Annotated in this window: 26 protein-coding genes; 15 read left to right on the top strand and 11 right to left on the bottom strand. The window is 69.7% G+C overall.

The genetic code is table 11. The annotated features are described in order from the left end of the window. Positions 1–52 precede the first annotated feature (52 nt). Positions 53–1,231, top strand: coding sequence for a glycosyltransferase family 4 protein (locus H8B22_RS11585; protein ID WP_187711572.1), 1,179 nt, complete (start codon positions 53–55; stop codon positions 1,229–1,231). After that, complete coding sequence (locus tag H8B22_RS11580; RefSeq protein WP_187711571.1) at positions 1,228–1,776, top strand: phosphatase PAP2 family protein; 549 nt, start codon at positions 1,228–1,230, stop codon at positions 1,774–1,776. Before H8B22_RS11585 ends, H8B22_RS11580 begins: the two co-directional genes overlap by 4 nt. Before the next feature lie 45 nt (positions 1,777–1,821). Here H8B22_RS11580 and creD read toward each other — a convergent pair whose 3' ends face one another. The 3 genes from creD to creB all read right to left on the bottom strand — a co-directional run bounded on the left by creD (position 1,822) and on the right by creB (position 5,520). Continuing rightward, positions 1,822–3,216: a cell envelope integrity protein CreD gene (creD, locus tag H8B22_RS11575; protein WP_187711570.1), complete on the bottom strand. Its 1,395-nt coding sequence runs from the start codon at positions 3,214–3,216 to the stop codon at positions 1,822–1,824. Between the two features lie 120 nt (positions 3,217–3,336). Continuing rightward, a complete protein-coding gene (gene creC, locus H8B22_RS11570) occupies positions 3,337–4,797 on the bottom strand; it encodes a two-component system sensor histidine kinase CreC (protein WP_187711569.1) in 1,461 nt (486 codons plus the stop codon). 33 nt (positions 4,798–4,830) lie between these two features. Beyond that, a complete protein-coding gene (gene creB, locus H8B22_RS11565) occupies positions 4,831–5,520 on the bottom strand; it encodes a two-component system response regulator CreB (RefSeq protein WP_187711568.1) in 690 nt (229 codons plus the stop codon). 83 nt (positions 5,521–5,603) lie between these two features. On the opposite strand from creB, the gene H8B22_RS11560 reads away from it, so the two are divergent. Continuing rightward, positions 5,604–6,461, top strand: coding sequence for a 23S rRNA (adenine(2030)-N(6))-methyltransferase RlmJ (locus H8B22_RS11560; protein WP_187711567.1), 858 nt, complete (start codon positions 5,604–5,606; stop codon positions 6,459–6,461). 36 nt (positions 6,462–6,497) lie between these two features. On the opposite strand, the gene H8B22_RS11555 is transcribed toward H8B22_RS11560, so the two are convergent. From H8B22_RS11555 to H8B22_RS11545, 3 genes are all read right to left on the bottom strand, one after another. Next, positions 6,498–7,412 (bottom strand): cation diffusion facilitator family transporter, encoded by a 915-nt coding sequence (locus tag H8B22_RS11555; protein ID WP_187711566.1) that lies wholly within the window; start codon positions 7,410–7,412, stop codon positions 6,498–6,500. An 84-nt stretch (positions 7,413–7,496) separates the two neighbouring features. Then, entirely contained in the window at positions 7,497–8,819 is a 1,323-nt protein-coding gene (gene chrA / locus H8B22_RS11550; protein ID WP_208456893.1) for a chromate efflux transporter, read from the bottom strand. Beyond that, positions 8,803–9,153, bottom strand: a complete 351-nt coding sequence (locus tag H8B22_RS11545; protein ID WP_187711565.1) for an MmcQ/YjbR family DNA-binding protein — start codon at positions 9,151–9,153, stop codon at positions 8,803–8,805. The genes chrA and H8B22_RS11545 overlap by 17 nt, the downstream gene beginning before the upstream one ends. A 66-nt stretch (positions 9,154–9,219) precedes the next feature. Here H8B22_RS11545 and H8B22_RS11540 point away from each other — a divergent pair, with 66 nt between their 5' ends. The 9 genes from H8B22_RS11540 to aqpZ all read left to right on the top strand — a co-directional run bounded on the left by H8B22_RS11540 (position 9,220) and on the right by aqpZ (position 17,892). Then, positions 9,220–9,834, top strand: coding sequence for a GNAT family N-acetyltransferase (locus tag H8B22_RS11540; RefSeq protein WP_187711564.1), 615 nt, complete (start codon positions 9,220–9,222; stop codon positions 9,832–9,834). A 70-nt stretch (positions 9,835–9,904) separates the two neighbouring features. Continuing rightward, positions 9,905–10,177 carry a DUF4242 domain-containing protein gene (locus H8B22_RS11535; RefSeq protein WP_187711563.1) on the top strand — a complete coding sequence of 91 codons (273 nt, stop codon included), beginning with the start codon at positions 9,905–9,907 and terminating at the stop codon, positions 10,175–10,177. 184 nt (positions 10,178–10,361) lie between these two features. Continuing rightward, entirely contained in the window at positions 10,362–13,829 is a 3,468-nt protein-coding gene (gene mfd, locus H8B22_RS11530; protein ID WP_187711562.1) for a transcription-repair coupling factor, read from the top strand. Positions 13,830–13,894: 65 nt separating this feature from the next. After that, positions 13,895–14,419 (top strand): phosphoglycerate mutase family protein, encoded by a 525-nt coding sequence (locus tag H8B22_RS11525; protein WP_187711561.1) that lies wholly within the window; start codon positions 13,895–13,897, stop codon positions 14,417–14,419. Next, positions 14,419–15,093, top strand: coding sequence for a deoxyribonuclease V (nfi, locus tag H8B22_RS11520; protein WP_187711560.1), 675 nt, complete (start codon positions 14,419–14,421; stop codon positions 15,091–15,093). The genes H8B22_RS11525 and nfi overlap by 1 nt, the downstream gene beginning before the upstream one ends. Before the next feature lie 87 nt (positions 15,094–15,180). Then, complete coding sequence (locus H8B22_RS11515; protein WP_187711559.1) at positions 15,181–15,561, top strand: hypothetical protein; 381 nt, start codon at positions 15,181–15,183, stop codon at positions 15,559–15,561. Then, entirely contained in the window at positions 15,558–16,418 is an 861-nt protein-coding gene (locus tag H8B22_RS11510; RefSeq protein ID WP_187711558.1) for a pirin family protein, read from the top strand. The genes H8B22_RS11515 and H8B22_RS11510 overlap by 4 nt, the downstream gene beginning before the upstream one ends. Positions 16,419–16,612: 194 nt before the next feature. Continuing rightward, positions 16,613–17,053, top strand: coding sequence for a hypothetical protein (locus H8B22_RS11505; RefSeq protein ID WP_187711557.1), 441 nt, complete (start codon positions 16,613–16,615; stop codon positions 17,051–17,053). A gap of 128 nt (positions 17,054–17,181) precedes the next feature. Next, positions 17,182–17,892 carry an aquaporin Z gene (aqpZ, locus tag H8B22_RS11500; RefSeq protein ID WP_187711556.1) on the top strand — a complete coding sequence of 237 codons (711 nt, stop codon included), beginning with the start codon at positions 17,182–17,184 and terminating at the stop codon, positions 17,890–17,892. Positions 17,893–17,978: 86 nt separating this feature from the next. Here aqpZ and H8B22_RS11495 read toward each other — a convergent pair whose 3' ends face one another. The 5 genes from H8B22_RS11495 to H8B22_RS11475 form a co-directional block, all read right to left on the bottom strand. Next, complete coding sequence (locus H8B22_RS11495) at positions 17,979–18,839, bottom strand: pirin family protein (protein ID WP_187711555.1); 861 nt, start codon at positions 18,837–18,839, stop codon at positions 17,979–17,981. A 93-nt stretch (positions 18,840–18,932) separates the two neighbouring features. Next, the gene (locus tag H8B22_RS11490) at positions 18,933–19,535 is read right to left on the bottom strand and encodes a class I SAM-dependent methyltransferase (protein ID WP_187711554.1); all 603 of its coding nucleotides are present in this window, start codon (positions 19,533–19,535) and stop codon (positions 18,933–18,935) included. Between the two features lie 260 nt (positions 19,536–19,795). Then, entirely contained in the window at positions 19,796–21,946 is a 2,151-nt protein-coding gene (gene rlmKL, locus H8B22_RS11485; RefSeq protein ID WP_187711553.1) for a bifunctional 23S rRNA (guanine(2069)-N(7))-methyltransferase RlmK/23S rRNA (guanine(2445)-N(2))-methyltransferase RlmL, read from the bottom strand. After that, positions 21,943–22,467 (bottom strand): hypothetical protein, encoded by a 525-nt coding sequence (locus H8B22_RS11480; RefSeq protein WP_187711552.1) that lies wholly within the window; start codon positions 22,465–22,467, stop codon positions 21,943–21,945. The genes rlmKL and H8B22_RS11480 overlap by 4 nt, the downstream gene beginning before the upstream one ends. Positions 22,468–22,539: 72 nt before the next feature. After that, entirely contained in the window at positions 22,540–23,037 is a 498-nt protein-coding gene (locus H8B22_RS11475; protein WP_187711551.1) for an MOSC domain-containing protein, read from the bottom strand. Positions 23,038–23,088: 51 nt separating this feature from the next. Between H8B22_RS11475 and H8B22_RS11470 the strand changes: the two genes are divergently transcribed. The 3 genes from H8B22_RS11470 (at position 23,089) to H8B22_RS11460 (ending at position 25,566) form a co-directional block, all read left to right on the top strand. Next, positions 23,089–23,661, top strand: a complete 573-nt coding sequence (locus H8B22_RS11470) for an N-acetylmuramoyl-L-alanine amidase (protein ID WP_187711550.1) — start codon at positions 23,089–23,091, stop codon at positions 23,659–23,661. A 142-nt stretch (positions 23,662–23,803) separates the two neighbouring features. Next, positions 23,804–24,712 carry an acyl-CoA thioesterase II gene (tesB, locus tag H8B22_RS11465; RefSeq protein ID WP_187711549.1) on the top strand — a complete coding sequence of 303 codons (909 nt, stop codon included), beginning with the start codon at positions 23,804–23,806 and terminating at the stop codon, positions 24,710–24,712. Next, positions 24,712–25,566, top strand: coding sequence for a hypothetical protein (locus tag H8B22_RS11460; RefSeq protein WP_187711548.1), 855 nt, complete (start codon positions 24,712–24,714; stop codon positions 25,564–25,566). Before tesB ends, H8B22_RS11460 begins: the two co-directional genes overlap by 1 nt. Positions 25,567–25,569: the final 3 nt, after the last annotated feature.

The raw sequence follows: 25,569 nt of genomic DNA, 5'->3' as shown, positions 1-25,569 counted from the left end.
CAACCGCCGGGACACGCCGCACGCCCAAGCTCCCTGAAACCGGGAGCCGTGCATGCGCTACGCGATCGTCACCGAGACCTACCCGCCGGAGATCAACGGCGTCTCCCTGACCGTGCAGGGGCTGGAGCAGGGCCTGCGCGCCCGCGGCCATGAGGTCCAGCTGGTGCGACCGCGCCAGGCCAGCGAAAGCGCCCCCGGCGCCGAACACGAACTCCTCGTCCGCGGCGCGCCGTTGCCGCGTTACCCGGGCCTGCGCCTGGGGTTGCCGGCGACGCGCAAGCTGGTCGCGCAATGGCAGGCATCAAGGCCGGATGCCATCTACGTGGCCACGGAAGGCCCTCTGGGATGGTCGGCGCTGCGCGCGGCGCGGCGCCTGGGCATTCCCGCGTCCACCGGCTTCCACACCCGCTTCGACGAATACATGCGCGACTACGGCGCGGCCTTCCTCGCCCAGACCGCGCTGCGCTGGATGCGCCGCTTCCACAACGGCGCCGACGCGACCCTGGTGCCGACGCGCGAACTGCAGCGCTTCCTGCAGGACAACGGCTTCAACGACGTGGTGCTGCTGCCGCGCGCCGTCGACACGCGCCTGTTCGATCCGGCGCGCCGGGACGATGCGCTGCGCGCGCAATGGGACGTGAAAGCGGACGCTCTGGTCGCCATCTACGTCGGCCGCATCGCCGCGGAGAAGAACCTCGACCTCGCCGTGCGCGCGTTCCGTGAGCTGCAGAAGACGCGCCCGGACGCACGCTTCGTCTGGGTCGGCGACGGCCCCGCGCGCGCGAAGCTGCAGCACGACAACCCCGACTTCATCTTCTGCGGCATCCAGCGCGACGAAACGCTGGCACGGCATTTCGCCAGCGGCGACTTCTTCATCTTCCCCAGCCACAGCGAGACCTTCGGCAACGTCACGCTGGAAGCCATGGCCAGCGGCGTGCCGACGATCGCCTTCGACTACGGCGCCGCGCGCGAGCACCTGCGCGACGAGGTCCACGGCGCCGCGATCGCCGATGGCGACGACGACGGCTTCGTCCGCGCGGTCGTGCGCATCGGCAGCGAGCCCGTGCTGCGCGCCGCGATGTCCGCCGCGTGCCGCGAAGCGATGGCGCGCATGCGCCCCGAACAGGTCGCCGCCGATTTCGACGAACTGCTGCAGGGCCTGGCCGACGCGCGTCCGCGCAACGAAACCTACGATTCCGATCCGCGTGCCAATCGTGAGGAGGTCGCATGAAGACGACGTTCCCCAAGCGGTTCCTGGCCAACGAATCCGGTTGGTGCCTGCGCGCCAACCGGCTCGGCGAGCTGGATCGTTCCCGCGCCTACTTCGCCGCGATCAGCCGGCTCGGCGACGGCGTGTTCTGGTACCTGCTGATGGCTGCGCTGATCGCCTTCGACGGCATGGCCGGACTGGCCGCCTCCGCGCACCTGGCCGCGACCGGGCTGGTCGCGCTCACGCTGTACAAGCTGCTCAAGCGCTGGACGCGGCGGCCGCGTCCGTTCGCGAGTGATGCACGCATCCGCGCGTGGGTGGCGCCGCTGGACGAATTCTCGTTTCCCTCGGGTCACACGCTGCATGCGGTGGCTTTCAGCGTGGTCGCGCTCGCGCACTATCCGGTACTGGCCTGGTTGTTGATTCCATTCACCGCCAGCGTGGCGGTCTCGCGCGTCGTGCTGGGCCTGCACTACCCGAGCGACGTGCTGGCCGCGACCGGGATCGGCGTGACGCTGGCGGGTGTCTCGTTGTGGCTGGTCCCGGGCGTATCGCTGTTTGCATGACGCAAGGGGCGCGGCCTGCGCCACGCCCCTGCTTCAATCGATACTTCAGACCGACGCCGCCAGCGGCCGCGCGTTGCCGAGCTGGTACCAGTCGACCTTGCGCGTGATCACCATGATCGCGGCGAGGATCACGAACAGCAGTCCCGAGCCCAGTACCAGCGCGTTGTCCTCGGACACCAGCAGGCCGTACAGCGCGGCGTACAACGTCGCCAGCATGGCCGCGAAGCCGAGGCCGCGCGCCACGCTGCGCAGCACCGCGCTCAGGTAGAAACCGAGCAGCCCGATGCAGGCTACGCTGGCCACGAGGTAGGCCCACGCGAAGGCGATGTGCTCGCTCAGGCTCACCAGCAGCAGGAAGAAGATCGCCAGCGCCAGGCCAACCAGCCCGTACTGCACCGGGTGGATCGGCAGCTGCTTGATCAGCTCGAACATGAAGAAGCCGACGAAGGTCAGCACCACGAACAGCAGGCCGTACTTGCTGGCGCGGTCGGCCTGCGAATAGACGTTGACCGGATCGACCAGCGCGACGCCGACCGCATCGATGCCGCCGGTATCGAACGCGGGACCGTTATCGCTGGCGCCGCGCCCGTAGCCGCGCGCCGCATCCATGGCCGGCAGGGTCTTTCCCGCGAGGAACTGCGCCTGCGCGTTCGAGGCCAGCGACGACACCTCCCACTGCGCGGTGAAGCCCTTGTCGCCCACGCCCGGCTGGCGCGGCAGGAAATCACCGCCGAAGCGCGGATGCGGCCACGTGGATTCGAGGCGGAAAACGTTGCTGCGGCCCAACGGCACCAGCGCGAGCGATTCTGTGCCGGCCAGCTTCATGTCCAGCGCGGTATCCAGCCGCAAAGGTGCACCGGCCGCCGGCGCGGGCAGGCGAACGTGCACGCCGCCGCTGTCGCGACTGCCGAAGCCCTCTTCCAGCGCCATGTCGCGGCCATCCACGCGCAGCCGTGGCGTGCCGGCGAGTCCGCGCACGTCGGCGATGCCGTAGCTCAGCCAGGGGCGGCCGATCCTGCGCGGCAGCTCCGGGTTCTCGTCAGCGGGAATGTTCACGTTGAAGCCGGCGCGGGCGAGTGCCTGCAGCTCGTACACGCGGACTTCGTGCAGGCCGAGGCGGCGCGTATTGGGCAGCAGCTTGCCGCTGACATCGAAGCGGTCGGGGAAGAACGTCCAACGTCCGGACTCGCCGTCGCGCTTGACCTTGCGCACGACCTCGCCGTCGTCGTTCTTCTCCTCGACCTCGATGGTTTCGACGTAGGGCACGACCAGCACCGGCCCGGAGAACGCCTGCGCGCCGGCCGAGCTGCGCGCGATGTTGGCGACCGCCTGGTCGCGGTAATGCTGCCGCTCGCCGATCGTGCCGCGGATCATCACCAGCGGAATCATGATCGCGATGGTCATGCCGAATACGAACGCCAATTTCAGTAGAAGACGCATGCCCTGCTCCTGCCGTGGAATTGCCGACAGATTGGGCGGGGCGCGTGGGTTGGCGATGGCGCGACGGTGAAGCGGAAGTGAAGTCGGACGCCGTGGCGGCGGACGCATGACGTCCGGCGTTCAGCGCGCGACGGGCAACTCCAGGCTCGCCAGCGCGCCGCCTTCGTCACGGTTGCGCAGGTCCGCCCGGCCCTCGTGCAGGGCGGCGACTTCGGCCACGAAGCACAGGCCCAGTCCGCTGCTGCGGCTGCCGCCCTCGGGCCGGGGCAAGGAGTAGAAGCGTTCGAACACGCGTGGCAAGGCGTAGTCCGGCACGCCGGGACCGCTGTCCGCGACCGCGAAGCGGACGACCTGCCCCTCGGCGCGCACGCGCATGCCGATCACGCCGCGCGGCGGCGAGAAGTCGGCGGCGTTCTCGATCAGGTTCACCAGCGCCTGCCGCAGCAGGAACACATCGCCCTGCAGCGACGGCAGTTCGTCCGGCACGTCGGTATCCAGGGTGAGCCCATCGCGGGCCAGCCGCGGCGCGCATTGTTCGGCGGCGGCGGCGACCAGCGCGGCAGGCGCGATCGCTTCCGGGTTTTCCAGGCGCTGGCGGTACTCCACGTTCGCCAGCGCCAGGAGCTTGTCGATCATCTGCGCCAAGCGCTCGCTCTGCAGGCGGATGCTGGTGGCGAAGCCGCGGCGGTCGGCTGCGTCCATGGCGTTGCCATCGGACTCCTCCAGCAGCTCGGCGCTGCCGCGGATCGCCGCGAGCGGGCTCTTCATCTCGTGGGTGAGGGTGTGCACGTACTGTTCGACATACTGCTTGCCTTCCAGGCGATCGCGCATGGTCTCGAGCGCGCGCCCGAGCTCGTCGAATTCGCCGACCGCCTTCGGCAAGGTCGCGCGCTCGCCCGCGGTGACCGCGTGCGCGTAGCGGCGCAGGCCGCCCAGTTGCCGCGACAGCCACCACGCCACGCCCAGCCCGATCAGCAATGCGACGCCGAGCAGGACCAGGCCCCAGCGCCGCACCACGCGCTCGCTGCGGTCGATGAAGGGCGTGATCGCGCTGTTCGGCTTGGCCACCGTGAGCACGCCGACGATGCGCCCGTCGTCGGCGCGGATCGGCGCGGCCACGTGCATGATCGTGGAGGCTTCGTCGCGCGGATCGCTGCGCGTGGAGCGCGCGCCGTATTGCCCGCGCAGGGTCAGGTACACGTCGTTCCAGCGCGAATAGTCCTTGCCGATGTCGCCGCCGCTGTCGTCCACGGCATTGCTGTCGAACACGACGATCCCGCGCGCGTCGGTGACGTAGATGCGGTAGGTCGAACCACGCTTGCCGAAGCCCCAGATCGTCGCGCCGAAGTCGCGCCCGCGCAGCGCGCGCACGCGCCGGGCGAATTCGCCGTCGTTGATGCGGCCGCCAAGGAAATCGGGCGTGGCCAGTTCCGCCAGCACGTTGGCGGTGTCCACCAGCGTGTCTTCCATCGACTGGCGCACGCCCGGCTTCACTTCGGCAACGAACACGCGCATCAGCAGGAACGCCGCCAACGCGACGATCACGAAGTAGCCGAGGAAGATGCGCAGGCCGATTTTCATGGGTGCGTCTTCATGGGCACATGGCCGTCCGGCTCATGCCGATTCCAGCGAATAGCCCAATCCGCGATGCGTGCGGATCGGATCCAGTTCCGGCGCGACCGTGCGCAACTTCGCCCGCAGGGTCTTGATGTGGGTGTCGATGGTGCGGTCGCCGCTGTCCAGCGCATCACCCCAGACGCGGTCCATCAGCTGCGCGCGGGTCAGCACCGCGCCTGGCCGCTGCAGCAGCGCCGCCAGTAGGCCGTACTCGTAGCGCGTGAGGTCGAGCGCGCGGCCGCGGTAGCGGATGCGGTGGCCGTCGGCATCGTGCTCGAATCCCGCGACCGCACTGCTGCCGCCGGCACCGCCCTGCCCGCGTCGCAGCACCACGCGCACGCGCGCCACCAGTTCGCGCGGCGAGAACGGCTTGGTCACGTAATCGTCAGCGCCGATCTCCAGGCCGAGGATGCGTTCGGCCTCGGCGTCGTGCGCGGTAAGGAAGATCACCGGCAGCTCCCCGCCCCGGGCCGAACCGATGCGACGCAGCTCCCGGCACAGGGCGAAGCCGCCGATGTCCGGCAGTCCGACATCGAGCACGGCCAGGTCGAAGCCGCCCTCCCGGGTAAGCTGCAGGGCCTCGCCGCCGGTCAGGCAATGCCGCGCCTCGAAGCCTTCCGTGCGCAGGGCGTACAGCACGGTCTGCGCGATGGCGGGTTCGTCTTCGACGAGCAGGATGCGCGGCATGCAAGCGGACGGAAGCGGCGGTGCCGGCAAGCATAGAGCACGTCGCGGCGGTCAACGGCCCGCTGCGGCGTTACCCTATGCCCATGAATTACCGCCACGCCTTCCATGCCGGCAACCATGCCGACGTGATCAAGCATGTCGCCGTACTGGCGATCTGCGACGCCCTCACCGCCAAGCCGGCGCCGCTGTTCGCGCTCGACACCCATGCCGGGCGCGGGCTGTACGCGCTCGACAGCAACTCGGCGCAGCGCACCGGCGAGGCCGAAGACGGCATCGGCCGGCTGCTCGCGGAGGCTCCCGCCAATCCGCTGATCCAGCGTTACCTGCAGGCGGTGCGCGCCTGCCGCCAGGAACACGGCCGCATGGCCTACCCCGGTTCGCCGTGGCTGCTGGCGCACGCGCTGCGCGCCGACGACCGCATCGCCGCGTGCGAACTGCATCCGGAAGAAGCCGCGCAGCTCAAGGCCAACTTCGCCGGCGACGCGCGCATGGCCGTGCACGCGCGCGACGGCTACGCGGCGATGAAGGCGCTGCTGCCGCCGCGCCTGGGCGAAGCGAAGTTCGGTCGCGGCCTGGTCCTGATCGATCCGCCCTACGAGGCGCAGCTGGAAGAGTTCGACACTGCGCTCAGTGCGCTGCGCGAAGCCCTGGGCCGCTGGCCGCAGGGCTGCTACGTGCTGTGGTACCCGATCAAGCTGCGCCGCTCGCTGCAGTCCTTCTACCGCCGCGCCGCCACGTTGCCGGCCAAGTCCGTGCTCGTCGCGGAACTGCTGGTGCGTCCCGACGATTCGCCGCTGCTCATGAACGGCAGCGGCCTGCTGATCCTCAACGCGCCGTTCCAGCTGGACGAGAAACTTGGACCGGCACTGCGCGCGCTCGCCGAAGCGCTCGGCGAACGCAAGCCGCAGTGGCACCTGGAGTGGCTGCGCGCGCCGGCCTGAGCACGCAACAGCCCGGTTGCGGCTGACGAGCCGCGATCAGACCTGCGGCTTCAGGTCCGGCTCGAAGAAGCTCCAGCGCACTTCCGGGAACTGCGCCTTGAACGCGCGCTCGACCCGGTTGATCTCTTCGGCGAGGTGGTGGGCGGTCTGGCGTTCGCTCATCTCGGCCTGGATCGCCACCATCACTTCATTGCCCAGCTGCAGCGTGATCAGGCTGATGACGCGGCCGACTTCCTCACGCGCCTCGATGAAATGGCGCATCTCCTGCTCGCGCTGCGGATCGACGCTCTGGCCGATCAGCATGGCCTTGACCTCGACCGCGACGAACACGGCGACCACCACCAGCAGTGCGCCGATCGCGATGGTGCCGATCGCGTCCCACAGCGGGTTGCCGGTGACCACCGACAGGATCACCGCGACCAGCGCGAACACCAGGCCGAACAACGCGGCCAGGTCCTCGCCGAAGATCACCACCAGCTCGGCCTGGCGGCTCTGCCGGAACCACTGCCACAGCGTGCGCGAACCGCGCGCCTTGTTCACTTCCTGCATGCACGCGCGCATCGAGAACGCTTCGGCGACGATGCCGAACACCAGCACGCCGGCGGCCCACCACCACTGCTTCAGCGGCTCGGGGTGCTGCAGTTTGTGGATGCCCTCGTAGAGCGAGAACATGCCGCCGACGCTGAAGAGCATCAGCGCCACCAGGAACGACCAGAAGTAGATCGCCTTGCCGTAACCGAGCGGATAGTCCGGCGACGGCGGCCGCTTGGCCTGGCGCATGCCCAGCAGGAGCAGCAGCTGGTTGCCGCAGTCGGCCAGCGAGTGCACGGTCTCGGCCAGCATCGCGCTGGAACCGGTGAAGAACGCCGCGACGCCCTTGGACACCGCGATTGCGAAATTGGCACCCAGTGCGAAGAAAATCGCGCGGGTCGAATCACCACCACCGGCCATGCATTCGTTCCTTGTCGTGCGAGCGGAAAAGCCGGCTGAGTCTACCTTGGCGCGTGCCGGTTTCGACGCGTACGGGTCCAGGGCTCACGCCGCGATCGGCACGAACGCCTGCGCGACGACTCCCACCAGCGCCGCCGCGGGCACGATGGCCGCCACCGGCCAACGCCAGCGCGCCAGCCCGGCATGAACCAGCGCCGCGAGCAGCAACGCGAGCACGCCTGCGCGCCAGTCCTGCGTCGACAGCAGGCGCCAGCCGAACCACAGCACCAGGTGCGCGATCACGCCGACCACCGCCGCGGTGATGCCCGCCAGCACGGCATTGGCGCGCGGCCAGCGGCCGATGCGTTCGATCCAGGGCGCGGCGGCGAGCACGAACAGGAAACTCGGCAGGAACGTCGCCCACACCGCCACCGCGGCGCCGAGCAGTCCCGACGCCAGCGGCGTGGCCAGGTCCGGATGCTGCCAGCCGCCGGCGAAGCCGACGAACTCCAGCACCAGGATCAGCGGTCCGGGCGTGGTTTCGGCCAGGCCCAGCCCGGTCATCATCTGCGCCGGTGCCAGCCAGCCCTGCACTTCGACGGCCTGTTGCGCGACGTACGGCAGCACGGCGTAGGCACCGCCCAGCGTGAGCAGCGCGGTCCGGGCGAAGAAGCTGCCCAGCGCGAACGCGGTGCTGTCGCGACCCAGCCAGCCCCCCACCACGAGGATGGGCAGGCACCACAACAGCGCGCAGGCGGCGGCGATGCGCAGCGCGCGCCAGCGGCTGCCGGCCGGCAAGGGCACATGCGTGGCATCCGCAGCCGGCGCCTGCGGCAACCAGTGCGGATGCCGGCGCCACGCCCACCAGCCCGCGACCGCGGCGGCCAGCAACAGCAGCGGGAACGGCACCTTCAGCACCGCTACGGAGAACAGCGCGATGCCGGCGAGCGCGAGGGAGAACGGCGTCTTCAACACCCGCCCACCGATGCGCAGCGCCGCGTGCGCGACGATGCCCAGCACCGCCGCCTGCAACCCGAATACCACGCCGCCCATCGCCGGCAGCGATTGCCACTGCAGGTAGGCCCAGCTCAGCAGTGCCATCAGCACCGCCGCCGGCAGCACGAACAACGCGCCCGCCGCGATGCCGCCGCGCAGGCCGTGCAGGCGCCAGCCCAGCCACGTCGCCAGCTGCATCGCTTCGGGGCCGGGCAGCAACATGCAGAAGTTGAGCGCACGCAGGAACGCGGACTCGTCGATCCAGCGCCGCTTGTCGACCAGCTCGGTGTGCATGATCGCGATCTGCCCCGCCGGCCCGCCGAAGCTGATGCAACCCAGCAGCAGCCAGAAGCGCAACGCCTGGCCGAAGGAGGGATGCGGCGCAGCGCCGCTCGCGGGTCCGGTCGGCGCAGCTTTAATCGGCGAGCTCACGCTGCGTCTTCTTTGGCAGCTTCGCCCGCACCAGTTCGTAGCTGCGGCGGATCAGTTCGCGCAGCTCGGTCGCCGGCAGCGGCTTGGCGGAAGCGATCTGCACCCAGTGCGCCCGCGCCAGGTAGGGCGCGGGGATGAAGCCCGGCCGGCCGGTGAACTCGAGGAAGCGCTCGTCCTCGACCTTGAAGCTGATCGAACCCTGCTGCGGCCCGCGCAGGCAGGTCACGCAGAACATCTTGCCGGCGACGGTGAAGACCAGGTCGTCCTCCCACTTGGTCCCGGCCTCCACCCCCGGCCAGGCGGCGGTGAGCTGGCGCAGCGCTTTCTCGTTCATATCGGTGAAGACCACCCGATCGGGTGTGATGAAGTTCTGAACGAGCAGTGTGCCAATATCGGGGCCATGACAGGAGCTTCCCCCCCGCGCGAGCGCCTCCCGCCCTGGCATGAACGCCTGACGCTGTCCAACGGACGGCAGGTGCTGATCCGACCCATCCGTCCCGAGGATGGCGAACCCCTGCGTGCCGGCTTCGGTCTGCTCGAACCCGACGAGATCCGCCAGCGTTTCCTGCACGCGGTGAAGGAACTCTCGCCGGAAACCGCCGAACGCCTCACCCACGTCAATCCGCGCACCGAGTTCGCGCTGGTCGTCGCCGAGCCGCTGCCGCCGGGCGAAGCGCTGATCGGCGCGGTGGCGCGCGTGGCCATCGACGACAACGGCCGCGACGCCGAATTCGCGATCCTGGTCAGCCGCTACATCAAGCAGATGGGCCTCGGCCGCTACCTGATGACGCGACTGGTGAAGTGGGCGAAGGGCAAGAAGCTGCATTGCCTGTACGGCGACGTGCTCGAGAACAACGGCCCGATGCTGTCGCTGGCGCAGTCGCTGGGCTTCCAGCGCGAGTTCCGCCAGGAGTCGCCGGGACTGGTGCGGGTGAAGCTGGAACTCAAGCCGCGCAACCAGACCCGCCTGCTTTCCGATCCGAGGGCGGCCGTCCAGCCACAGCACGGACGTTAGTTCGCTGCAGGGAGGCCCGCCGTGCGCAACCCGCGTCCGGCCCTGGCTGCCTCCCCTGGAGGTGGACGTCATGCCCCGTTACGTCATCGAACGCGACATCCCCGGCGCCGGCGCGCTGTCGCCCGCTGAACTTCGTGCCATCTCCCAACGCTCGTGCCGCGTCCTCGACGCGCTCGGTCCCCATCTGCAGTGGGAACACAGCTATGTCACCGGCGACAAGGTGTATTGCGTGTACATCTCCCCCGACGAGGAGATGATCCGCGAGCACGCGCGGCAAGGCGGCTTCCCGGCCGATCGCATTTCCGAAGTGAAGTCGATCATCGATCCGGTCACCGCCGAATAAGCGTTGCGGCATCGCAACGCATGACACCCTGGCGGCTCGCAACGCATGGCAGCGTTGCGGTGCCGCAACGCAACGACTCCTGCGGATGACGGCCCGGCCTGCGGCCCCGCGGTAAACTGCGCGCCCTTGCGCTGGATGCCCGACGTGCGTCCGGCGCTGCCGTTGTTTTGTCGCGCCGGTGTCCATGAACGATTCCGCTAACCGCTTCCCCGCCCCGCCCCTGCCCAAGCCCAGCCAGCAGCGCGCCTGGTGGCGCGCGCCGGCATCGCCGTCGGCGCTCGCCTTCCACATCGCCGCGGCGGCGGCGGCGCACGCGGGCCCGATCCTGGCGATCGCGCGCGACAACCACGGCGCGAACCAGCTCGAGTCCGACCTGCGCACGCTGCTGGGCGCCGACGCAACCTTGCCGGTATTGCCGTTCCCGGACTGGGAAACGCTGCCCTACGACCAGTTCAGCCCGCACCCGGATATCGTTTCGCAACGCCTGGCCGCTCTGCACCGCCTGCCGACGCTGAAGCGCGGCATCGTGGTGGTGCCGGTGCAGACGCTGCTGCAGCGGTTGGCGCCGTTGAAGCACGTGGTCGGAGGCAGCTTCGACGTGCGCGTGGGCCAGCGCCTCGACCTCGACGCCGAGAAGCGCCGCCTCGAAGGCGCCGGTTACCGCCACGTGCCGCAGGTGCTCGACCCGGGCGACTTCGCCGTGCGCGGCGGCCTGCTCGACGTGTATCCGATGGGCGCAGACTCGCCGTTCCGCGTCGAACTGCTCGACGACGAGATCGAGACCATCCGCGTGTTCGATCCCGAGTCGCAGCGTTCGCTCGACAAGATCGACGCCGTGCACCTGCTGCCCGGCCGCGAGGTGCCGCTGGACGAGATCGCACTGAAGCACGCGCTCGACAGCCTGCGCGACCGCTTCGACGTCGACACCCGGCGCAGCGCGCTGTACCAGGACCTCAAGGCCGGCCTCGCCCCCGCCGGCATCGAGTACTACCTGCCGCTGTTCTTCGACAAGACCGCGACGCTGTTCGACTACCTCGCCGATGCGCTGCCGGTGATCGGCGATGGCGCGCTGGAGGCGGCCGAGCATTTCTGGAAGCAGACCGCCGAGCGCTACGAGCAGCGCCGCCACGACCTGGAACGACCGCTGCTGCCGCCGGCCGAGCTGTACCTGTCGCCGGATGCGCTGCGCGAACACCTCAACAAGGGCGAGCGCGTCGAAGTCTGCGGCGAAGCGCATCCGCAGCGCGAACGCGCGTCCGCGCTCGGCGACCAGCCGGCGCCGGCCTTGCCGGTCGCGGCGAAGGATGCGCAGCCGGCCGAGGCCTTGAAGTCGTTCCTGCGTACGTATCCGGGGCGCGTGCTGGTCGCCGCGGATTCGCCGGGCCGACGCGAGGCCTTGCTGGAACTGCTGCAGGCGGCCGAACTGCGCCCGGTGGTCGCCGCCGACTGGACCACGTTCGCGACGAGCGCCGAACGTTTCGCGATCGCGGTGGCGCCATTCGAAGACGGCTTCGCCCTCAGCGATCCCGCACTCGCGATCCTCACCGAGCGCCAGCTGTTCCCCGAACGCGCCGCGCAGCCGCGCCGGCGCAAGCGCGCCGGCCGCGAGCCCGAAGCGATCATCCGCGACCTCGGCGAGCTCACCGAAGGCGCGCCGATCGTGCACGAGGACCACGGCGTCGGCCGTTATCGCGGCCTGATGACGCTCGAAGCCGGCGGCATGCCCGGCGAATACCTCGAGATCGAATACGCCAAGGGCGACCGCCTGTACGTGCCGGTCGCGCAGCTGCACCTGATCAGTCGCTACTCGGGCGCGTCGGCGGAAACCGCGCCGCTGCACTCGCTCGGCGGCGAAGCGTGGACCAAGGCCAAGCGCAAGGCCGCGGAGAAGGTGCGCGACGTCGCCGCCGAACTGCTGGAGATCCAGGCCAAGCGGCAGGCTCGCGCCGGCCTCGCACTCGATGTAGACCGCGCGATGTACGAGCCGTTCGCCGCGGCGTTCCCGTTCGAGGAGACGCCCGACCAGCACGCCGCGATCGAGTCGGTGATCCGCGACCTCGCCTCCTCGCAGCCGATGGACCGCGTGGTCTGCGGCGACGTCGGCTTCGGCAAGACCGAGGTCGCAGTGCGCGCGGCCTTCGTCGCTGCCGCCGCCGGCAAGCAGGTCGCCGTGCTGGTACCGACCACGCTGCTGGCCGAACAGCACTACCGCAATTTCCGCGACCGCTTCGCCGACTGGCCGATCAGGGTCGAGGTGCTGTCGCGTTTCAAGAGCAAGAAGGAAATCGAGACCGAGCTGCAGAAGGTCTCCGAAGGCCAGATCGACGTGATCGTCGGCACCCACCGCCTGCTGCAGGGCGACGTGCGCTTCAAGGACCTCGGCCTGGTCATCGTCGACGAGGAACAGCGCTTCGGCGTGCGCCAGAAGGAAGCGTTGAAGGCCCTGCGCGCCAACGTGCACCTGGTCACGCTCACCGCCACGCCGATCCCGCGCACGCTCAACATGGCGATGGCCGGACTGCGCGACCTGTCGATTATTGCTACTCCACCCGCGCATCGACTCGCAGTGCAGACCTTCGTGGTGCCGTGGGACGACGCGCAGCTGCGCGAGGCGTTCCAGCGCGAACTGGCGCGCGGTGGCCAGGTGTATTTCCTCAACAACGACGTCGAACAGATGGCGAGGATGCAGCGCCAGCTGGAGGAACTCGTGCCCGAGGCGCGCATCGGCATCGCCCATGGGCAGATGCCCGAGCGCGAGCTGGAACGGGTGATGCTCGACTTCCACAAGCAACGCTTCAACGTGTTGCTGGCCTCGACCATCATCGAGTCGGGCATCGACATCCCCAACGCCAACACCATCATCATCCACCGCGCCGACCGCTTCGGCCTGGCCCAGCTGCACCAGCTGCGTGGCCGCGTCGGTCGTTCGCACCATCGCGCCTACGCCTATCTCGTCGTGCCGGACCAGCGTTCGATCACCGCCGATGCGAAGAAGCGGCTGGATGCGATCGCGGCGATGGACGAACTCGGCGCCGGCTTCACCCTCGCCACGCACGACCTGGAGATCCGCGGCGCCGGCGAACTGCTCGGCGAGGACCAGAGCGGGCAGATGGCCGAGGTCGGCTTCAGCCTGTACACGGAGCTGCTGGAGCGCGCGGTGCGTTCGATCAAGCGCGGCGAACTGCCCGATGTCGACGGCACGCACGCGCGCGGCGCGGAAGTCGAGCTGCACGTGCCCGCGCTCATTCCGGAGGATTACCTGCCGGACGTGCACACGCGCCTGACCCTGTACAAGCGCATCAGCGGCGCGCGCGACGCCGAGGAACTGCGCGAACTGCAGGTGGAGATGATCGACCGCTTCGGCCTGTTGCCGGATGCGGCCAAGCACCTGTTCACCATCGCCGAGCTGAAGCTGTTGTCGACCGCGCTGGGCATCCGCAAGCTCGACCTTGGCGACAAGGGCGGACGCCTGCAGTTCGTCGAACGCCCGTCGGTGGACCCGATGGCGGTGATCAAGCTGATCCAAGGCCAACCGAAGCTTTACCAGATGGATGGACCGGACAAGTTGCGGGTGAAGCTGGAACTGCCAGACGCCGCATCGCGCGTCGCCGCGGCACGCGGACTGCTGACGATGCTGGATCGCGCCGCGTGACCGCCGGCCACCGCCGCAGCAGCATGCACACGCGTAAGCTCGACGCGACCACGACAGGACCCGCCATGCTCCGCACGTTCATTCGCCCGCGTCTTGCTGGTGCGCTGCTCCTCGCAACGCTCCTCGGCGGGTGCGCGACGGCGCCGGCAGCGACCCAGCGCGTCAGCTTCGTCGTCGTGCGCCACGCCGAAAAGGCCGACGACGGCAGCAAGGATCCGCCGCTGTCCGCCGCGGGGCAGGCACGGGCCACGGCCCTGGCTGCTTCGCTGCGCGACGCACCGCTGCGCGCGGCCTACGCGACCGGCTACCGGCGCACGCAGGCGACGGCCGCGCCCGCGGCGCAAGCGCACGCGCTGGCCGTGACCACGTACGACGCCAGCCGCCCCGCCAGCGAGTTCGCCGTGCAGCTGCGCCACGACCATCGCGACGGCACCGTGCTGGTCGTCGGCCACAGCAACACCGCGCCGGCGATTGCCGCCGCGCTGTGCGCTTGCGAGGTCGCGCCGATGGGCGATGGCGAATTCGACCGCCGCCTCACCATCACGATCGACGCCCGCGGCGCCGCCACGCTGCGCGACGAGCGCTACTGATGGCATTCGCACCCGTTCCCGAGTGGACCGGCGACGTCGCCGCGCTGCGCGCCGTGCAGGACGACCTGGCGCGCCAGGTCGTCCTGAAGGATGCATTCCCCAAGCCGCTGCGCACCGTCGCCGGCTTCGATGTCGGCTTCGAGGACGACGGCGCCACCACCCGCGCCGCGGCCGTGCTGCTGGATGCCGACAGCCTGCAGGTCCTGGAAACACGGCTCGTGCGCCTACCGAAGCGGATGCCGTACGTGCCGGGGCTGCTGAGCTTCCGCGAACTGCCGGCGTTGCTGGCAGCGCTGTGCCTGCTCTCGGTGACGCCGGACCTGGTCTTCGTCGATGGCCAGGGCATTGCGCATCCGCGCCGGCTCGGCATTGCCGCCCACTTCGGCATCGCCACCGACCTGCCCAGCATCGGCGTTGCCAAGAAGATCCTCGTCGGCGAGAACACGACGACGCTGCACGACATGCGCGGCGCCTTCACCACGCTGCGCGACAAGGGCGCACAGATCGGCTGGCTGCTGCGCAGCAAGGCCGGTTGCCTGCCGCTGGTGGTCTCGCCCGGCCATCGCGTGGCGATGGCGACGGCGCCGGAAATGGTCATGCGTTTCGTCACCGGTTACCGCCTGCCCGAACCCACGCGCCTGGCCGATCGCCTCGCCTCGCGACGCGACGAATAGGCGTTGCGATGGATCGTTGCAGGCGCGCGCCCTTCCGCATTACGAAGGGAGTGCTAGCCTTGCCGCGACATCGATGCAGGAGTCGCCATGGTTCGCCCGTTTGCCCTGTGCATGCTCGTGCTGCTGTCCGCCTGCGCCGCCGGCGGCGGGATCCAGCCCGGGCGCGAGCACTCGCTGGCCGTCGATGAACGCGCCGCGTTGCCCGATGGATCGGTCCTGCATTACCTCGGCATCGTCAACGATTCGCGCTGCCCGGCCAACGTGCAGTGCATCCGCGCCGGCGATGCCGACGTGCTGTTCGCCTACGCGGGCCGGAACGCGCCCTCCGTGCGCATCACCCTGAACACCGAGCGCACGCGATCGGCGACGCTCGGCCGCTGGCAACTCGACCTGGTCGCGCTCGATCCGGGCCCGACGCCGCGCGCAACCCTTCGAATCGAAGCCATTACCGGAGGCATCCAGCCATGACCCTGATCATTTCGCCGCGCGTGCACGACCTCGGCGGCTTCCAGGTGCGGCGCGCAGTGCCGTCGATCCAGGCGCGCTCGGTCGGGCCATTCGTATTCGTCGACCACATGGGACCGGCGATGTTCGAAGCCGGCCGCGGCGTCGACGTGCGCCCGCATCCGCACATCGGCCTGGCCACGGTGACGTTCCTGTGGTCCGGCCGCATGACCCACCGCGACACGCTGGGCAGCGTGCAGGACATCGAACCCGGCGACGTGAACTGGATGACCGCCGGCCGCGGCATCGCCCATTCCGAACGCACGCCGCCGGCACTGCGCGAGCATCCGCATCCGCTGCACGGCCTGCAGACCTGGGTGGCGCTACCGCGCAGCTTCGAGGAAACCGAACCCGGCTTCTTCCACCACGCGGCGGCATCGTTGCCGCAGCAGCGTCGCGACGGCGCGTGGTTGCGCATCGTCGCCGGCCGCGGCTACGGCGAGGAATCGCCGGTACGCGTATTCGCCGACACGCTGTACGTGGCGATCGACCTCGATGCGGACGCGCAGCTCGACCTCGACGACGGCCACGCGCAGCGCGCGCTGTACGTGCTCGAGGGCGAGGCGCAACTCGACGGCGCCGATATTCCCGCGCAGCACCTGATCGTGCTCGATCCCGCCACCCGACCGCGCCTGCGGGCGAAAACACCGCTCAAGGCCATGCTGCTGGGCGGCGAGCCGCTGGATGCGCCGCGGCACATGTGGTGGAACTTCGTCTCCAGCTCGTCCGAGCGCATCGAGCAGGCCAAGCAGGACTGGCTGGACGGCCGGTTTGGCGCAGTGCCGGGCGAGAGCGAATTCATCCCGCTCCCAGAGCGCTGACTGGACGGGCCGGATCCGGCGCCAAGTGATTGATCGCAAAAGGAACCGTTACGACAGAAACGGTTTCAACCGGCACTGAGGCCGGATTCAGAGATGTGAAACGCAGGAATTTGTCAAGTCCCTGAAACAGCGCTATGGTCGGCCCAAGGGTTGCGTTTCACCGACCCTTAACATCGCAACTCAGGGGGAACGCCATGAACAAGCCTGTTTGGCTCTTGCCGCTACTGCTGCCGCTCGCCGGCACCGCTGCGGCCCAGGACGCGGGCGCCTGCCCGTACCTCGCCGCCGATACCGGGCTGACCTGGGAACATCGCGGCGGCGCCGATTCCGATTTCTGCCGTGCACTGCGGCAGGACGGCAGCGAGGCGTTCGGCATGACCATTGCGAAGGAAGCGCCGTTCAAGCCCAAGGGGGGCAACCGCGCCGAACGCGTGAACATCGACGGCCGCGAGGTCACCTGGTACCGCACCGAGATCGCCGGAACGCAGGTCCAGGCGCGCGAGACCGTGGTGCAGCTGCCCGACGGCCGCATGGCCTACATGTGGGTGCAGGCCGCCTCGCCGGAACAGCTCAACCAGGTGCTGCAGCAGACCGAATCGATGAAGTTCGGCACGGCGCGCCTCAGCAGCAACTAAGCAGCACGCAAGACAGGGACACGATGGCGCCGGCGGGCAACCGCTGGCGCCGTTTTGTTTCTGCGGCCCCGGAGCGGCGTAGGATCGGCCGGCATGCGGCCCATCCCGGGCCGTTGGGGAGCAGGCTCATGATGAAGCGATTGGGTGCCGAGTTCGTCGGCACGTTCTGGCTGGTGCTGGGCGGTTGCGGCAGTGCGGTGCTGGCGGCGAATTTCGGTGGCGAGGGCAACCCGCTCGGGATCGGCCTGCTCGGCGTGGCGCTCGCCTTCGGCCTCACCGTACTGACCGGCGCCTACGCGCTGGGCCACATCTCCGGTGGCCACTTCAATCCGGCGGTGAGCCTGGGCCTGTGGGCAGGCGGCCGCTTCGCCGCGCGCGACCTGCTGCCGTACGTCGTCGCCCAGGTCGCGGGCGCGATCCTCGCCGGCTTCATCCTGCTGCAGATCGCCAGCGGCACCGCCAGCTTCGCCATGGATGCCAAGGCCGCGGGCGCGTTCGCGAGCAACGGTTACGGCGCGCTGTCGCCGGGCGGCTACGGCGTGACCGCCGCATTCCTGTGCGAGGTGGTGATGACCGCGATGTTCCTCGTGGTGATCCTCGGCGTCACCGGGCCGCGCGCGCCGGCGGGTTTCGCCCCGCTCGCGATCGGCCTCGCCCTGACCCTGATCCACCTGATCAGCATTCCGGTCACCAACACCTCGGTGAACCCGGCCCGCTCCACCGGCGTGGCGTTGTTCGCCGGCCCCGCGGCGATCTCGCAGCTGTGGCTATTCTGGCTGGCACCGCTGCTGGGCGGGCTGCTGGGCGGCTTCCTGCACCGCATGCTCGATCGCGAGTGACGCGTGCGCACCGTCCCCCGCAACGGGGGACGGTGCGTGGTCGCGCTAGAACGATCCTGTAGAACGAACCTGCTAGAACGATCCTGCTAGAAGCGGCCTTCCTGGAAGTCCACGAACGCCTGCATCAGCTCCTGCTTGTTGTTCATCACGAACGGACCGTAGCGCGCCACCGGTTCGCGCAGCGGGCGCCCGGCGACGAGGATCAGGCGCGCGTCCTTGCCGGCTGCGGTGACCTTGAACACGGCGCCGCCGCCGAGCACGGCCATCTCGTGCGTGTCCAGCCGGCGCGCATCCTCGCCATCGCCGACCGTGGCCTCGCCCTCGAACACGTACGCGAAGGCGTTGTGTCCTTCGGGCAGGGTGTATTCCCAGCCTTGCCCGGCGTCCAGCGCGATGTCCAGGTACAGCGGATCGGTCGCCGGCTGCGAGATCGGCCCGCGCACGCCGTCGACATCGCCGGCGATTACCTTGACCGCGACACCGGCGCCCGGCTGCACGACCGGCATTTCTCCAGCGGGAAATTCCTGGTAACGCGGCTGCGTCATCTTGTCTTTCGCCGGCAGGTTCACCCACAGCTGGAAGCCGCGCATGCGGCCTTCCTGCTGCTCGGGCATTTCCGAATGCACCAGGCCGCGGCCGGCGGTCATCCACTGCACCGCGCCCGGCGTCAGCAGGCCTTCGTTGCCATGGTTGTCGCGATGGCGCATGCGCCCGTCGAGCATGTAGGTGACGGTTTCGAAACCGCGGTGCGGATGCTCCGGAAAGCCGGCGATGTAGTCCTCCGGCCGGTCGGTGCCGAACTCGTCGAGCAGCAGGAACGGATCCAGGTCCGGCAGCGCCGGCCCGCCGATCACGCGGGTCAGGCGCACGCCAGCGCCATCGGAGGTGGCTTCACCGCGCAGCGTGCGGACGGCGCGGGCATAACGGCTGGGGGCCAGGGTGTTCATGGGAATGCGCTCCTGTGGGCTGCCCACGAGGATGGCGTCGCGGGCCCGCGAGCCGAAGGAATGCCGCGGCGAAGGAGCGTTCCGGCCTTGGCTTCAATGCGCCGCGGCGGCGGCGTGGCGCGAATACACGTACACGGTCGCCGGCGGCACGTTGCGCAGGACGAAGTCGCCGCGGTGCACCTTCAGGCCCAGCTGCTTCACCACCGAATCGGCCAGCGGCGCCGCCGGGCCGTAGGTGAACTGGATGAAGACCCCGTCGGCGCGCAGGCATGCCAGTGCCGCGGCGAGGATGTCGCGTTGCAGCGTCGGCGGCATCGTCAGCAGGCCGAGTCCGGACACCACCGCGTCGGCGAGCCCTTCGTCCAGGAACCCGCAACCGGACGCGAGTTCGGGCAGCGAACGCGCATCGCCGAGCACGACGTGCACGCCGGGGAAGCGCGCGTGCAGGTGGGCATGCAGCTCCTCGTTGAGCTCCAGCACCAGCAGCTGCGAGGCGTGGATGCCCGCGGCCAGCAGTTCGCGGGTGATCGCGCCCGTGCCGCCGCCCAGCTCGATCACCCGCTGCGTGTCGTCGGGCAGTTCGGCGATCATCGCGTAGGCCAGCTCGGAGCTGGACGGCACCAGCGCCGCCGTGCGCAGCGGGTTCTTCAGCCATTGCCAGAAGAACGTGAGGACCCCGGGGCGCGGGCGTTTCATGCGCAGGGCCTGTGAACGCTTATGGCATATGCCGCGCCGGGCCTGAGGTCGTGTGGCGCAAGGAAGAGCGGGTGTGTCGAACCGCGCGCACAGGCGCGCTGACGGCCGTGCGACAGGCCCGGCCCTTCGGGTTGCCCCTCAGTGGCCGCCATGCGGCGCCGCACAGCTTGACCTTGCAGGCAGCAAGGCGCTGCGCTGCGCAACACCACCTGGCGACCACTGAGGAGCAACGCGACATATGCCATAAGCATTCACAGGCCCTACCGGCGGGTCAGCTTCCAGCAACGATGGATGCGGGCATCGCGCTCGAAATCAAGCGGGATGGTCTCGCGGCTGATCTCCACGCAATGCGCGAACTGCGCCACAGCGGCCTCGTCGAGGCGGAAGCGGCGGAAGTTGTTGGAGAAATACAGCGCGCCCTCGCGCGACAGCCGCGCCACCGCGGCGCGCAGCAGGTCGACGTGCGCGGCCTGCACGTCGAAGTCGTCGGCGCGCTTGGAATTGGAGAACGTGGGCGGATCGCAGAAGACCAGGTCGTACTCGCCCTCGTCGTGGGACAGCCATTCCATGACATCGGCCTGCACCAGCCGGTGCTTCGCGCCGCCGATGCCGTTCTCGCGCAGGTTGTCGGAGCACCACTGCAGGTAGGTGCCGGACAGGTCGACGGTGGTCGTCTGCCGCGCCCCGCCGAGGGCGGCATGCACGGTGGCCGCGCCGGTATAGGCGAAGAGGTTGAGGAAGCGCGCGTCCTGCGCCTCGTCGGCGATGCGCAGGCGCATCGGTCGGTGGTCGAGGAACAGGCCGGTGTCGAGGTAGTCGAACAGGTTCACGCGCAGGCGGGCGCGGCCCTCGCGCACGACGACGAACTCGCCGCGCGTGTCGAACTGGCCGTACTTGCTGCCGCCCTTGCCGCGGGAACGGGTCTTCAGCGCGATCTGCTCGCGCGGCACGCCGAACACGTCGCGCGCGGCGGCCAGGGTTTCATTGAGGCGGCGACGCTGCACGTCCTGCGGGATTTCGGCGGGCGCAGCGTATTCCTGCACGTGCAGGAGGGTGCGCGGCACCGCTTCGTCGGTCTCGTAGACGTCGATGGCCGCGGCGTATTCGGGCAGATCCGCGTCGTAGGCGCGGAAGCAATGCACGCCTTCGCGCTCGCGCCAGGACTTCAGCTTGCGCAGGTTCTTGCGCAGGCGGTTGGCGACCATCTGCGCGCCTTCCGACAACGCCTGCGGCTCCCCGGAACGTTCGCGCTGCGGCGGGGCGATCGGATCGGCGACGATCAGCGTGCACTCGATCGCACCGTTGAACAGCTGGTACTTCTTCGCCGCGCGCAGGCCGGTGGCGAAGGCCAACTCTGCATCGCCGCAGAGCAGGCTGGCGCGCCATTCCGGGACGGTGCGCTTGAGCGCATCGCCCAGCCCGCGATACAGCGCCGGATCGGCCGCCAGGCGCGCGTCGTACGGCGGGTTGCAGGCGACCAGCCCGCGGGCGGCCCATTCCTGCGCGTTGCCAACGCCGAGTTGGCGCACGTCCTCGACCTTCCACTCGATGGCCTCGGCGACTCCCGCCGATTCGGCGTTCTCGCGCGCAGCACGGATCGCGTGCGGGTCGATGTCGCTGCCGCGGAACACCGGGCGCAGCGCCGCGCGCCCCTTGGCTTCGCGTTCCAGCGCTTCGGTGAGCAGTTGCGACCAGGCCTCGTGGTCGAAGCCGCGCCAGCGCGTGGGCCGCAGGCCGCCTTCGCGCTGCAGGCCCGGGGCGACGTCGGCGGCCATCAGCGCCGCCTCGATCACCAGCGTGCCGCTGCCGCACATCGGATCGAGCAGCGCGCCGCCGTCGGCGTGCATGCGTGGCCAGCTGCCGCGCAGCAGCACGGCGGCGGCGAGGTTTTCCTTCAACGGTGCGTCGCCCTGCACCCGGCGCCAGCCGCGGCGATGCAGCGGGCCGCCGCCGAGGTCCACCGACAGCACCGCGCGGCCCTTGCGCACCACCAGGTTGAGGCGCAGGTCCGGTGCTTCGACGTCGACGTCAGGGCGCGCGCCGGTGCGCGCGCGCATCACGTCGACCACGGCGTCCTTCACGCGCTGCGCGGCGTAGCGTGCATGGGTGATCGCATCGCCCGATACATGCGCGTCGACCGCGAGCGTATGGCCGGCATCGAGGTGCGCCGGCCAGTCGACCGCGGCCACGCCTTCGTACAGCGCGAGTTCGTTGGGGCAATCGAATTCGGCCAGCGGCCACAGCACCCGGCTGGCCAGGCGCGACCACAGCACCGCGCGCTGCGCGTCGAGCAGCGAGCCTTCGACATTGGCGCCGGCGATCGTCGCGGTCGCGCGCGCGCAACCCAGCGCGACCAGTTCGTCGGCCAGCAGGTACTCCAGCCCCTTGCCGCAGCTTGCAAAAAACTTCATAGCGCCTCCAGGAACTCGCCGAAGGCGATGGCGCTGGCCTCGACGTGCGCCGACAGCCGGTGCGTGTCGTCAACCATCAGCAGGCGGTCGCGGCGCGAGTGCGCCCATTGCATGACCTGCGCCGCCGGGATGAGTTCGTCGTCCCAGCCATGGACGATGCTGGTCGGCACGCGCGCGGCTTCGAGCGGATACGCGGGATCGAGCACGATCGGCGGCGCCATCAGGAACAGGCCCCGCACCGGCACCTGCATCGAGACCTTGCCGGAAATCCACGCCCCAAGGCTCGATCCGGCCAGCACCAGCGGTCCGCGCGCGGCCGCCTCGCGGGCGAGCGCGAGCAGGCGCTCGACGCGCGCGGGCACGTCGCCGAGTTCGCTGACCTCGCGCTTCGCATCGAGGTCGGTGAAGTCGGGACGCTCATGGGTCCAGCCCAGGCGCTGCGCGACGTCGGCGAGCGCCGTCACCTTGGTGGCGTCGGGCCCGCTTTCGAAGCCGTGGCAGAGAATGCAATGTCCGGGCATGGGTTACGTGTGATCCATAAGCGGCGCATGCAGCGGGGCACGCGCGAAAAAAGAGAGCGACCGGGATTCCGGTCAGGCCAGCACGGTCACGGCATCGCCCAGGCGCAGCACGCCGCCGGCGACGATCCGCGCGCACAGGCCGCCGTGGCCGCGCATCGCATTGAAGCCGCCGGGACCCAGCGCCTGCTCCATGTTCGAGCACGGATCGCATTCGTCCGTGCCTTCCAGGACGACGTCGCCGATGCGGAAGCGCCGCTCCTTGAGTGCGATCAGCGGCAGGCCCGAAACCACGACGTTCCGCCGCAGCAGCGCCGGCAGCACCGACGCATGGCCCGACAGCGCCGCGATCACCGGCAGGTGTTCGGCCTGGATCAGGGTCACGCCGCGCTTGCCGCTGCCACCGGCGTAGCGGTCACCGAGCAGGCCGATGCCGGTCACGGCTTCGGCCTGCGCCACTTCCTGCATCGCCTGCCCGCGCGCAGGCCGCAGTCCGATCCACTCCACCCGGCCGGCGCGCGGCAGGGTCGCCATCAGCCTGCCCAGTTCGGAATCCGACGGCGGCAAGGTCATGGAGCCCCCGTCGGAGCGAGTGGATCGGAGGCGAATGCTAGCATCCGGCGCATGTTGCCCGACCTGCCGCCGCTGCCGATCACCGTCGACCTGCTGCCCTACGAGGCCAAGCTCGACGCGCGGCCGCTGGCGCAGATCGACCTGGTGGTGATCCATTGCACCGAGCTGCCCGACCTGGCCATGGCCCGGGAATTCGGCGAGCGCGAGCTGTACGCCTCGGGCACCGGCAACAGCGGCCACTACTACATCGACCGCGACGGCGGCGTGGTCCAGTACGTGTCGCTGCAGCGCGTCGCCCACCACGTGCGCGGCTACAACGCGCGCGCCATCGGCATCGAACTGGTCAATACCGGCCGCTACCCGCACTGGCACGACTCGCGCCACCAGGCGATGGACGAGCCCTACACCGACGCGCAGATCGCCGCGCTGATCGCCCTGCTGCACAGGTTGCAGGCGGAAGTGCCGTCGCTGCGGCAGGTCGCCGGCCACGAGGACCTCGACACCTCGCTGCAGGCCGCCGCGGACGATCCGGCGGTGGAAGTCGCGCGCAAGCTCGATCCGGGGCCGTTGTTCCCCTGGCGCCACGTGCTCGATTCGGTGCCGCTGGAACGGCTGATCCCGTAGGGCGGGCCCCGGCCCGCCGTCGGACTTCCCGCAATCCCCGCGGCGGGCCGAGGCCCGCCCGACGCATTGAAACGATCACTCCGGCAGGGGCTTTGGGCCCGCCCGATATACTTGCCGCCCCGCTCCGCAGGCCCCCGACCCCATGACCTCCCCCGTTTCCGAGCTCATCGAACTGCTCTCGCTCGAACGCCTGGAGGACAACCTGTTCCGCGGCCAGAGCCGCGACATCGGCACCAAGTACGTGTTCGGCGGCCAGGTGCTCGGCCAGGCGCTGTCCGCCGCGCAGGCGACGATGGACAGTGCCAGCGCGCCGCGCAACGCACATTCGTTGCACGGCTACTTCCTGCGCGCGGGCGACATCGAGGCGCCGATCGTCTACATGGTCGACCGCACTCGCGACGGCGGCAGCTTCTCGGTGCGCCGGGTGACCGCGATCCAGCACGGCCAACCGATCCTGTTCCTCGCCGCCTCGTTCCAGAAGGACGAGGACAGCGCCGAGCACCAGCTGTCGATGCCGGAAGTGCCCAAGCCCGAGGACATCGATCCCGCGCCGGCGCTGGCGCCGGAGATCCTCGCCACGCTGCCGACCAAGGTGCAGCGCTGGGTGTCGCGGCAGGGGCCGTTCGAGTTCCGCCACGTGTATCCGCGCGACGAACTCAACCCGCCCAAGCGCCCGCCCTACCAGCACGTGTGGTTCCGCCTTTCGGAGAAGGTCGGCGATGCGCCCGAGCTGCACCGCGCCCTGCTCGCGTACTGCTCCGACTTCCACCTGCTGGGCACCGCGACCTTCCCGCACGGCATCAGCTACTACCAGCCGAACGTGCAGATGGCCTCGCTCGACCACGCGATGTGGTTTCACCGCTCCTTCCGCGCCGACGACTGGCTGCTGTATTCGATCGACAGCCCCAGCGCGCAGTCCTCGCGCGGACTGGCGCGCGGCATGATCTACGACCGCGAAGGCCGCCTGGTGGCCAGCACCGCGCAGGAAGGCCTGATCCGGGTGGTTCCGGCGGATGAGGAAAAGCCCGGCCACGCGGGCAAGGCGAAGTAATGCGCCAGGTATTCAGCAGCCTGCGCCTGGAGAACGTCGAGGCCGTCGCCAAGCTCCTGCGCGAGGCCGGCATCCAGGTGCGCATCACCAACGGCCGCTCGTACAAGGGCGCGATGCGCAGCCGCGCCAGCTACAGCGATCAGTCGACGGCCAAGCCGGCAGTGTGGGTGGTGCATTCCGAGGACCACAGCCGCGCGCGCGACATCCTGCGCGACAACGGGCTGCTCGAATCCACCCGCGCCACCGACAGTTTCCTGCCGCCGAGCTTCCGCATGGCCGAGGAAGCGGCGGCGGCAAAATCGCCGGCGCAGCAGCGCACCTTCCGTTTCAAGCTGATCCTGCTGGGCGGCATCGTGCTGGTGATCGTGCTGGCGATGCTGCGCGGCTGTCATGCGCCACGCCAAGCCGCCAACACGGCGCCCGCCGCCCCCGTCGTTTCCGACCAGCCCGCGCGCGCGGGCGGCACGCCGCAATCGCTGGCCCTGGCGGTCTTCGCCAAGGAAGTCGCCACCGCCAAGTTCGTGCTGTGCCTGTCGATCGACGATGCCGACGCCTCCGGTGCGGTGATCGCCGCGATGAAGCAGCCGTCGAACCAGGTCGTGCCGATGTCGCAATGCGTGCGCGAATTCGATCCGGAGCGCGGCAGCTACCAGGCCGCGACCGGCCAGCCGGCGCTGCTGGTGACCGTGCGCAACTTCAAGCCGACCGGCGCGGACACCGGCACGGTCGAGTTCGAAGCGTTCCACCATGGCCAGTTCGCGCATTACAAGACGCTGGAAGTGAAGCGCGTCGGCGGCGCGTGGCAGGTGACCAAGGTCCTGCGCCACGTCGCTTCCTTCGGCATGGGCGAGTAGAGG

Source organism: Lysobacter terrestris (assembly GCF_014489475.1).
Taxonomy (GTDB): Bacteria; Pseudomonadota; Gammaproteobacteria; order Xanthomonadales; family Xanthomonadaceae; genus Agrilutibacter; species Agrilutibacter terrestris.
This window is presented reverse-complemented; position numbering and strand designations above follow the sequence as displayed.

Bases quoted from the DNA above. Each gene is read 5' to 3' on its own strand.
- H8B22_RS11585 (WP_187711572.1), top strand. From the start codon at position 53: ATGCGCTACGCGATCGTCACCGAGACCTACCCGCCGGAGATCAACGGC.
- H8B22_RS11580 (WP_187711571.1), top strand. From the start codon at position 1,228: ATGAAGACGACGTTCCCCAAGCGGTTCCTGGCCAACGAATCCGGTTGG.
- creD (WP_187711570.1), bottom strand. From the start codon at position 3,216: ATGCGTCTTCTACTGAAATTGGCGTTCGTATTCGGCATGACCATCGCG.
- creC (WP_187711569.1), bottom strand. From the start codon at position 4,797: ATGAAAATCGGCCTGCGCATCTTCCTCGGCTACTTCGTGATCGTCGCG.
- creB (WP_187711568.1), bottom strand. From the start codon at position 5,520: ATGCCGCGCATCCTGCTCGTCGAAGACGAACCCGCCATCGCGCAGACC.
- H8B22_RS11560 (WP_187711567.1), top strand. From the start codon at position 5,604: ATGAATTACCGCCACGCCTTCCATGCCGGCAACCATGCCGACGTGATC.
- H8B22_RS11555 (WP_187711566.1), bottom strand. From the start codon at position 7,412: ATGGCCGGTGGTGGTGATTCGACCCGCGCGATTTTCTTCGCACTGGGT.
- H8B22_RS11545 (WP_187711565.1), bottom strand. From the start codon at position 9,153: ATGAACGAGAAAGCGCTGCGCCAGCTCACCGCCGCCTGGCCGGGGGTG.
- H8B22_RS11540 (WP_187711564.1), top strand. From the start codon at position 9,220: ATGACAGGAGCTTCCCCCCCGCGCGAGCGCCTCCCGCCCTGGCATGAA.
- H8B22_RS11535 (WP_187711563.1), top strand. From the start codon at position 9,905: ATGCCCCGTTACGTCATCGAACGCGACATCCCCGGCGCCGGCGCGCTG.
- mfd (WP_187711562.1), top strand. From the start codon at position 10,362: ATGAACGATTCCGCTAACCGCTTCCCCGCCCCGCCCCTGCCCAAGCCC.
- H8B22_RS11525 (WP_187711561.1), top strand. From the start codon at position 13,895: ATGCTCCGCACGTTCATTCGCCCGCGTCTTGCTGGTGCGCTGCTCCTC.
- nfi (WP_187711560.1), top strand. From the start codon at position 14,419: ATGGCATTCGCACCCGTTCCCGAGTGGACCGGCGACGTCGCCGCGCTG.
- H8B22_RS11515 (WP_187711559.1), top strand. From the start codon at position 15,181: ATGGTTCGCCCGTTTGCCCTGTGCATGCTCGTGCTGCTGTCCGCCTGC.
- H8B22_RS11510 (WP_187711558.1), top strand. From the start codon at position 15,558: ATGACCCTGATCATTTCGCCGCGCGTGCACGACCTCGGCGGCTTCCAG.
- H8B22_RS11505 (WP_187711557.1), top strand. From the start codon at position 16,613: ATGAACAAGCCTGTTTGGCTCTTGCCGCTACTGCTGCCGCTCGCCGGC.
- aqpZ (WP_187711556.1), top strand. From the start codon at position 17,182: ATGATGAAGCGATTGGGTGCCGAGTTCGTCGGCACGTTCTGGCTGGTG.
- H8B22_RS11495 (WP_187711555.1), bottom strand. From the start codon at position 18,839: ATGAACACCCTGGCCCCCAGCCGTTATGCCCGCGCCGTCCGCACGCTG.
- H8B22_RS11490 (WP_187711554.1), bottom strand. From the start codon at position 19,535: ATGAAACGCCCGCGCCCCGGGGTCCTCACGTTCTTCTGGCAATGGCTG.
- rlmKL (WP_187711553.1), bottom strand. From the start codon at position 21,946: ATGAAGTTTTTTGCAAGCTGCGGCAAGGGGCTGGAGTACCTGCTGGCC.
- H8B22_RS11480 (WP_187711552.1), bottom strand. From the start codon at position 22,467: ATGCCCGGACATTGCATTCTCTGCCACGGCTTCGAAAGCGGGCCCGAC.
- H8B22_RS11475 (WP_187711551.1), bottom strand. From the start codon at position 23,037: ATGACCTTGCCGCCGTCGGATTCCGAACTGGGCAGGCTGATGGCGACC.
- H8B22_RS11470 (WP_187711550.1), top strand. From the start codon at position 23,089: ATGTTGCCCGACCTGCCGCCGCTGCCGATCACCGTCGACCTGCTGCCC.
- tesB (WP_187711549.1), top strand. From the start codon at position 23,804: ATGACCTCCCCCGTTTCCGAGCTCATCGAACTGCTCTCGCTCGAACGC.
- H8B22_RS11460 (WP_187711548.1), top strand. From the start codon at position 24,712: ATGCGCCAGGTATTCAGCAGCCTGCGCCTGGAGAACGTCGAGGCCGTC.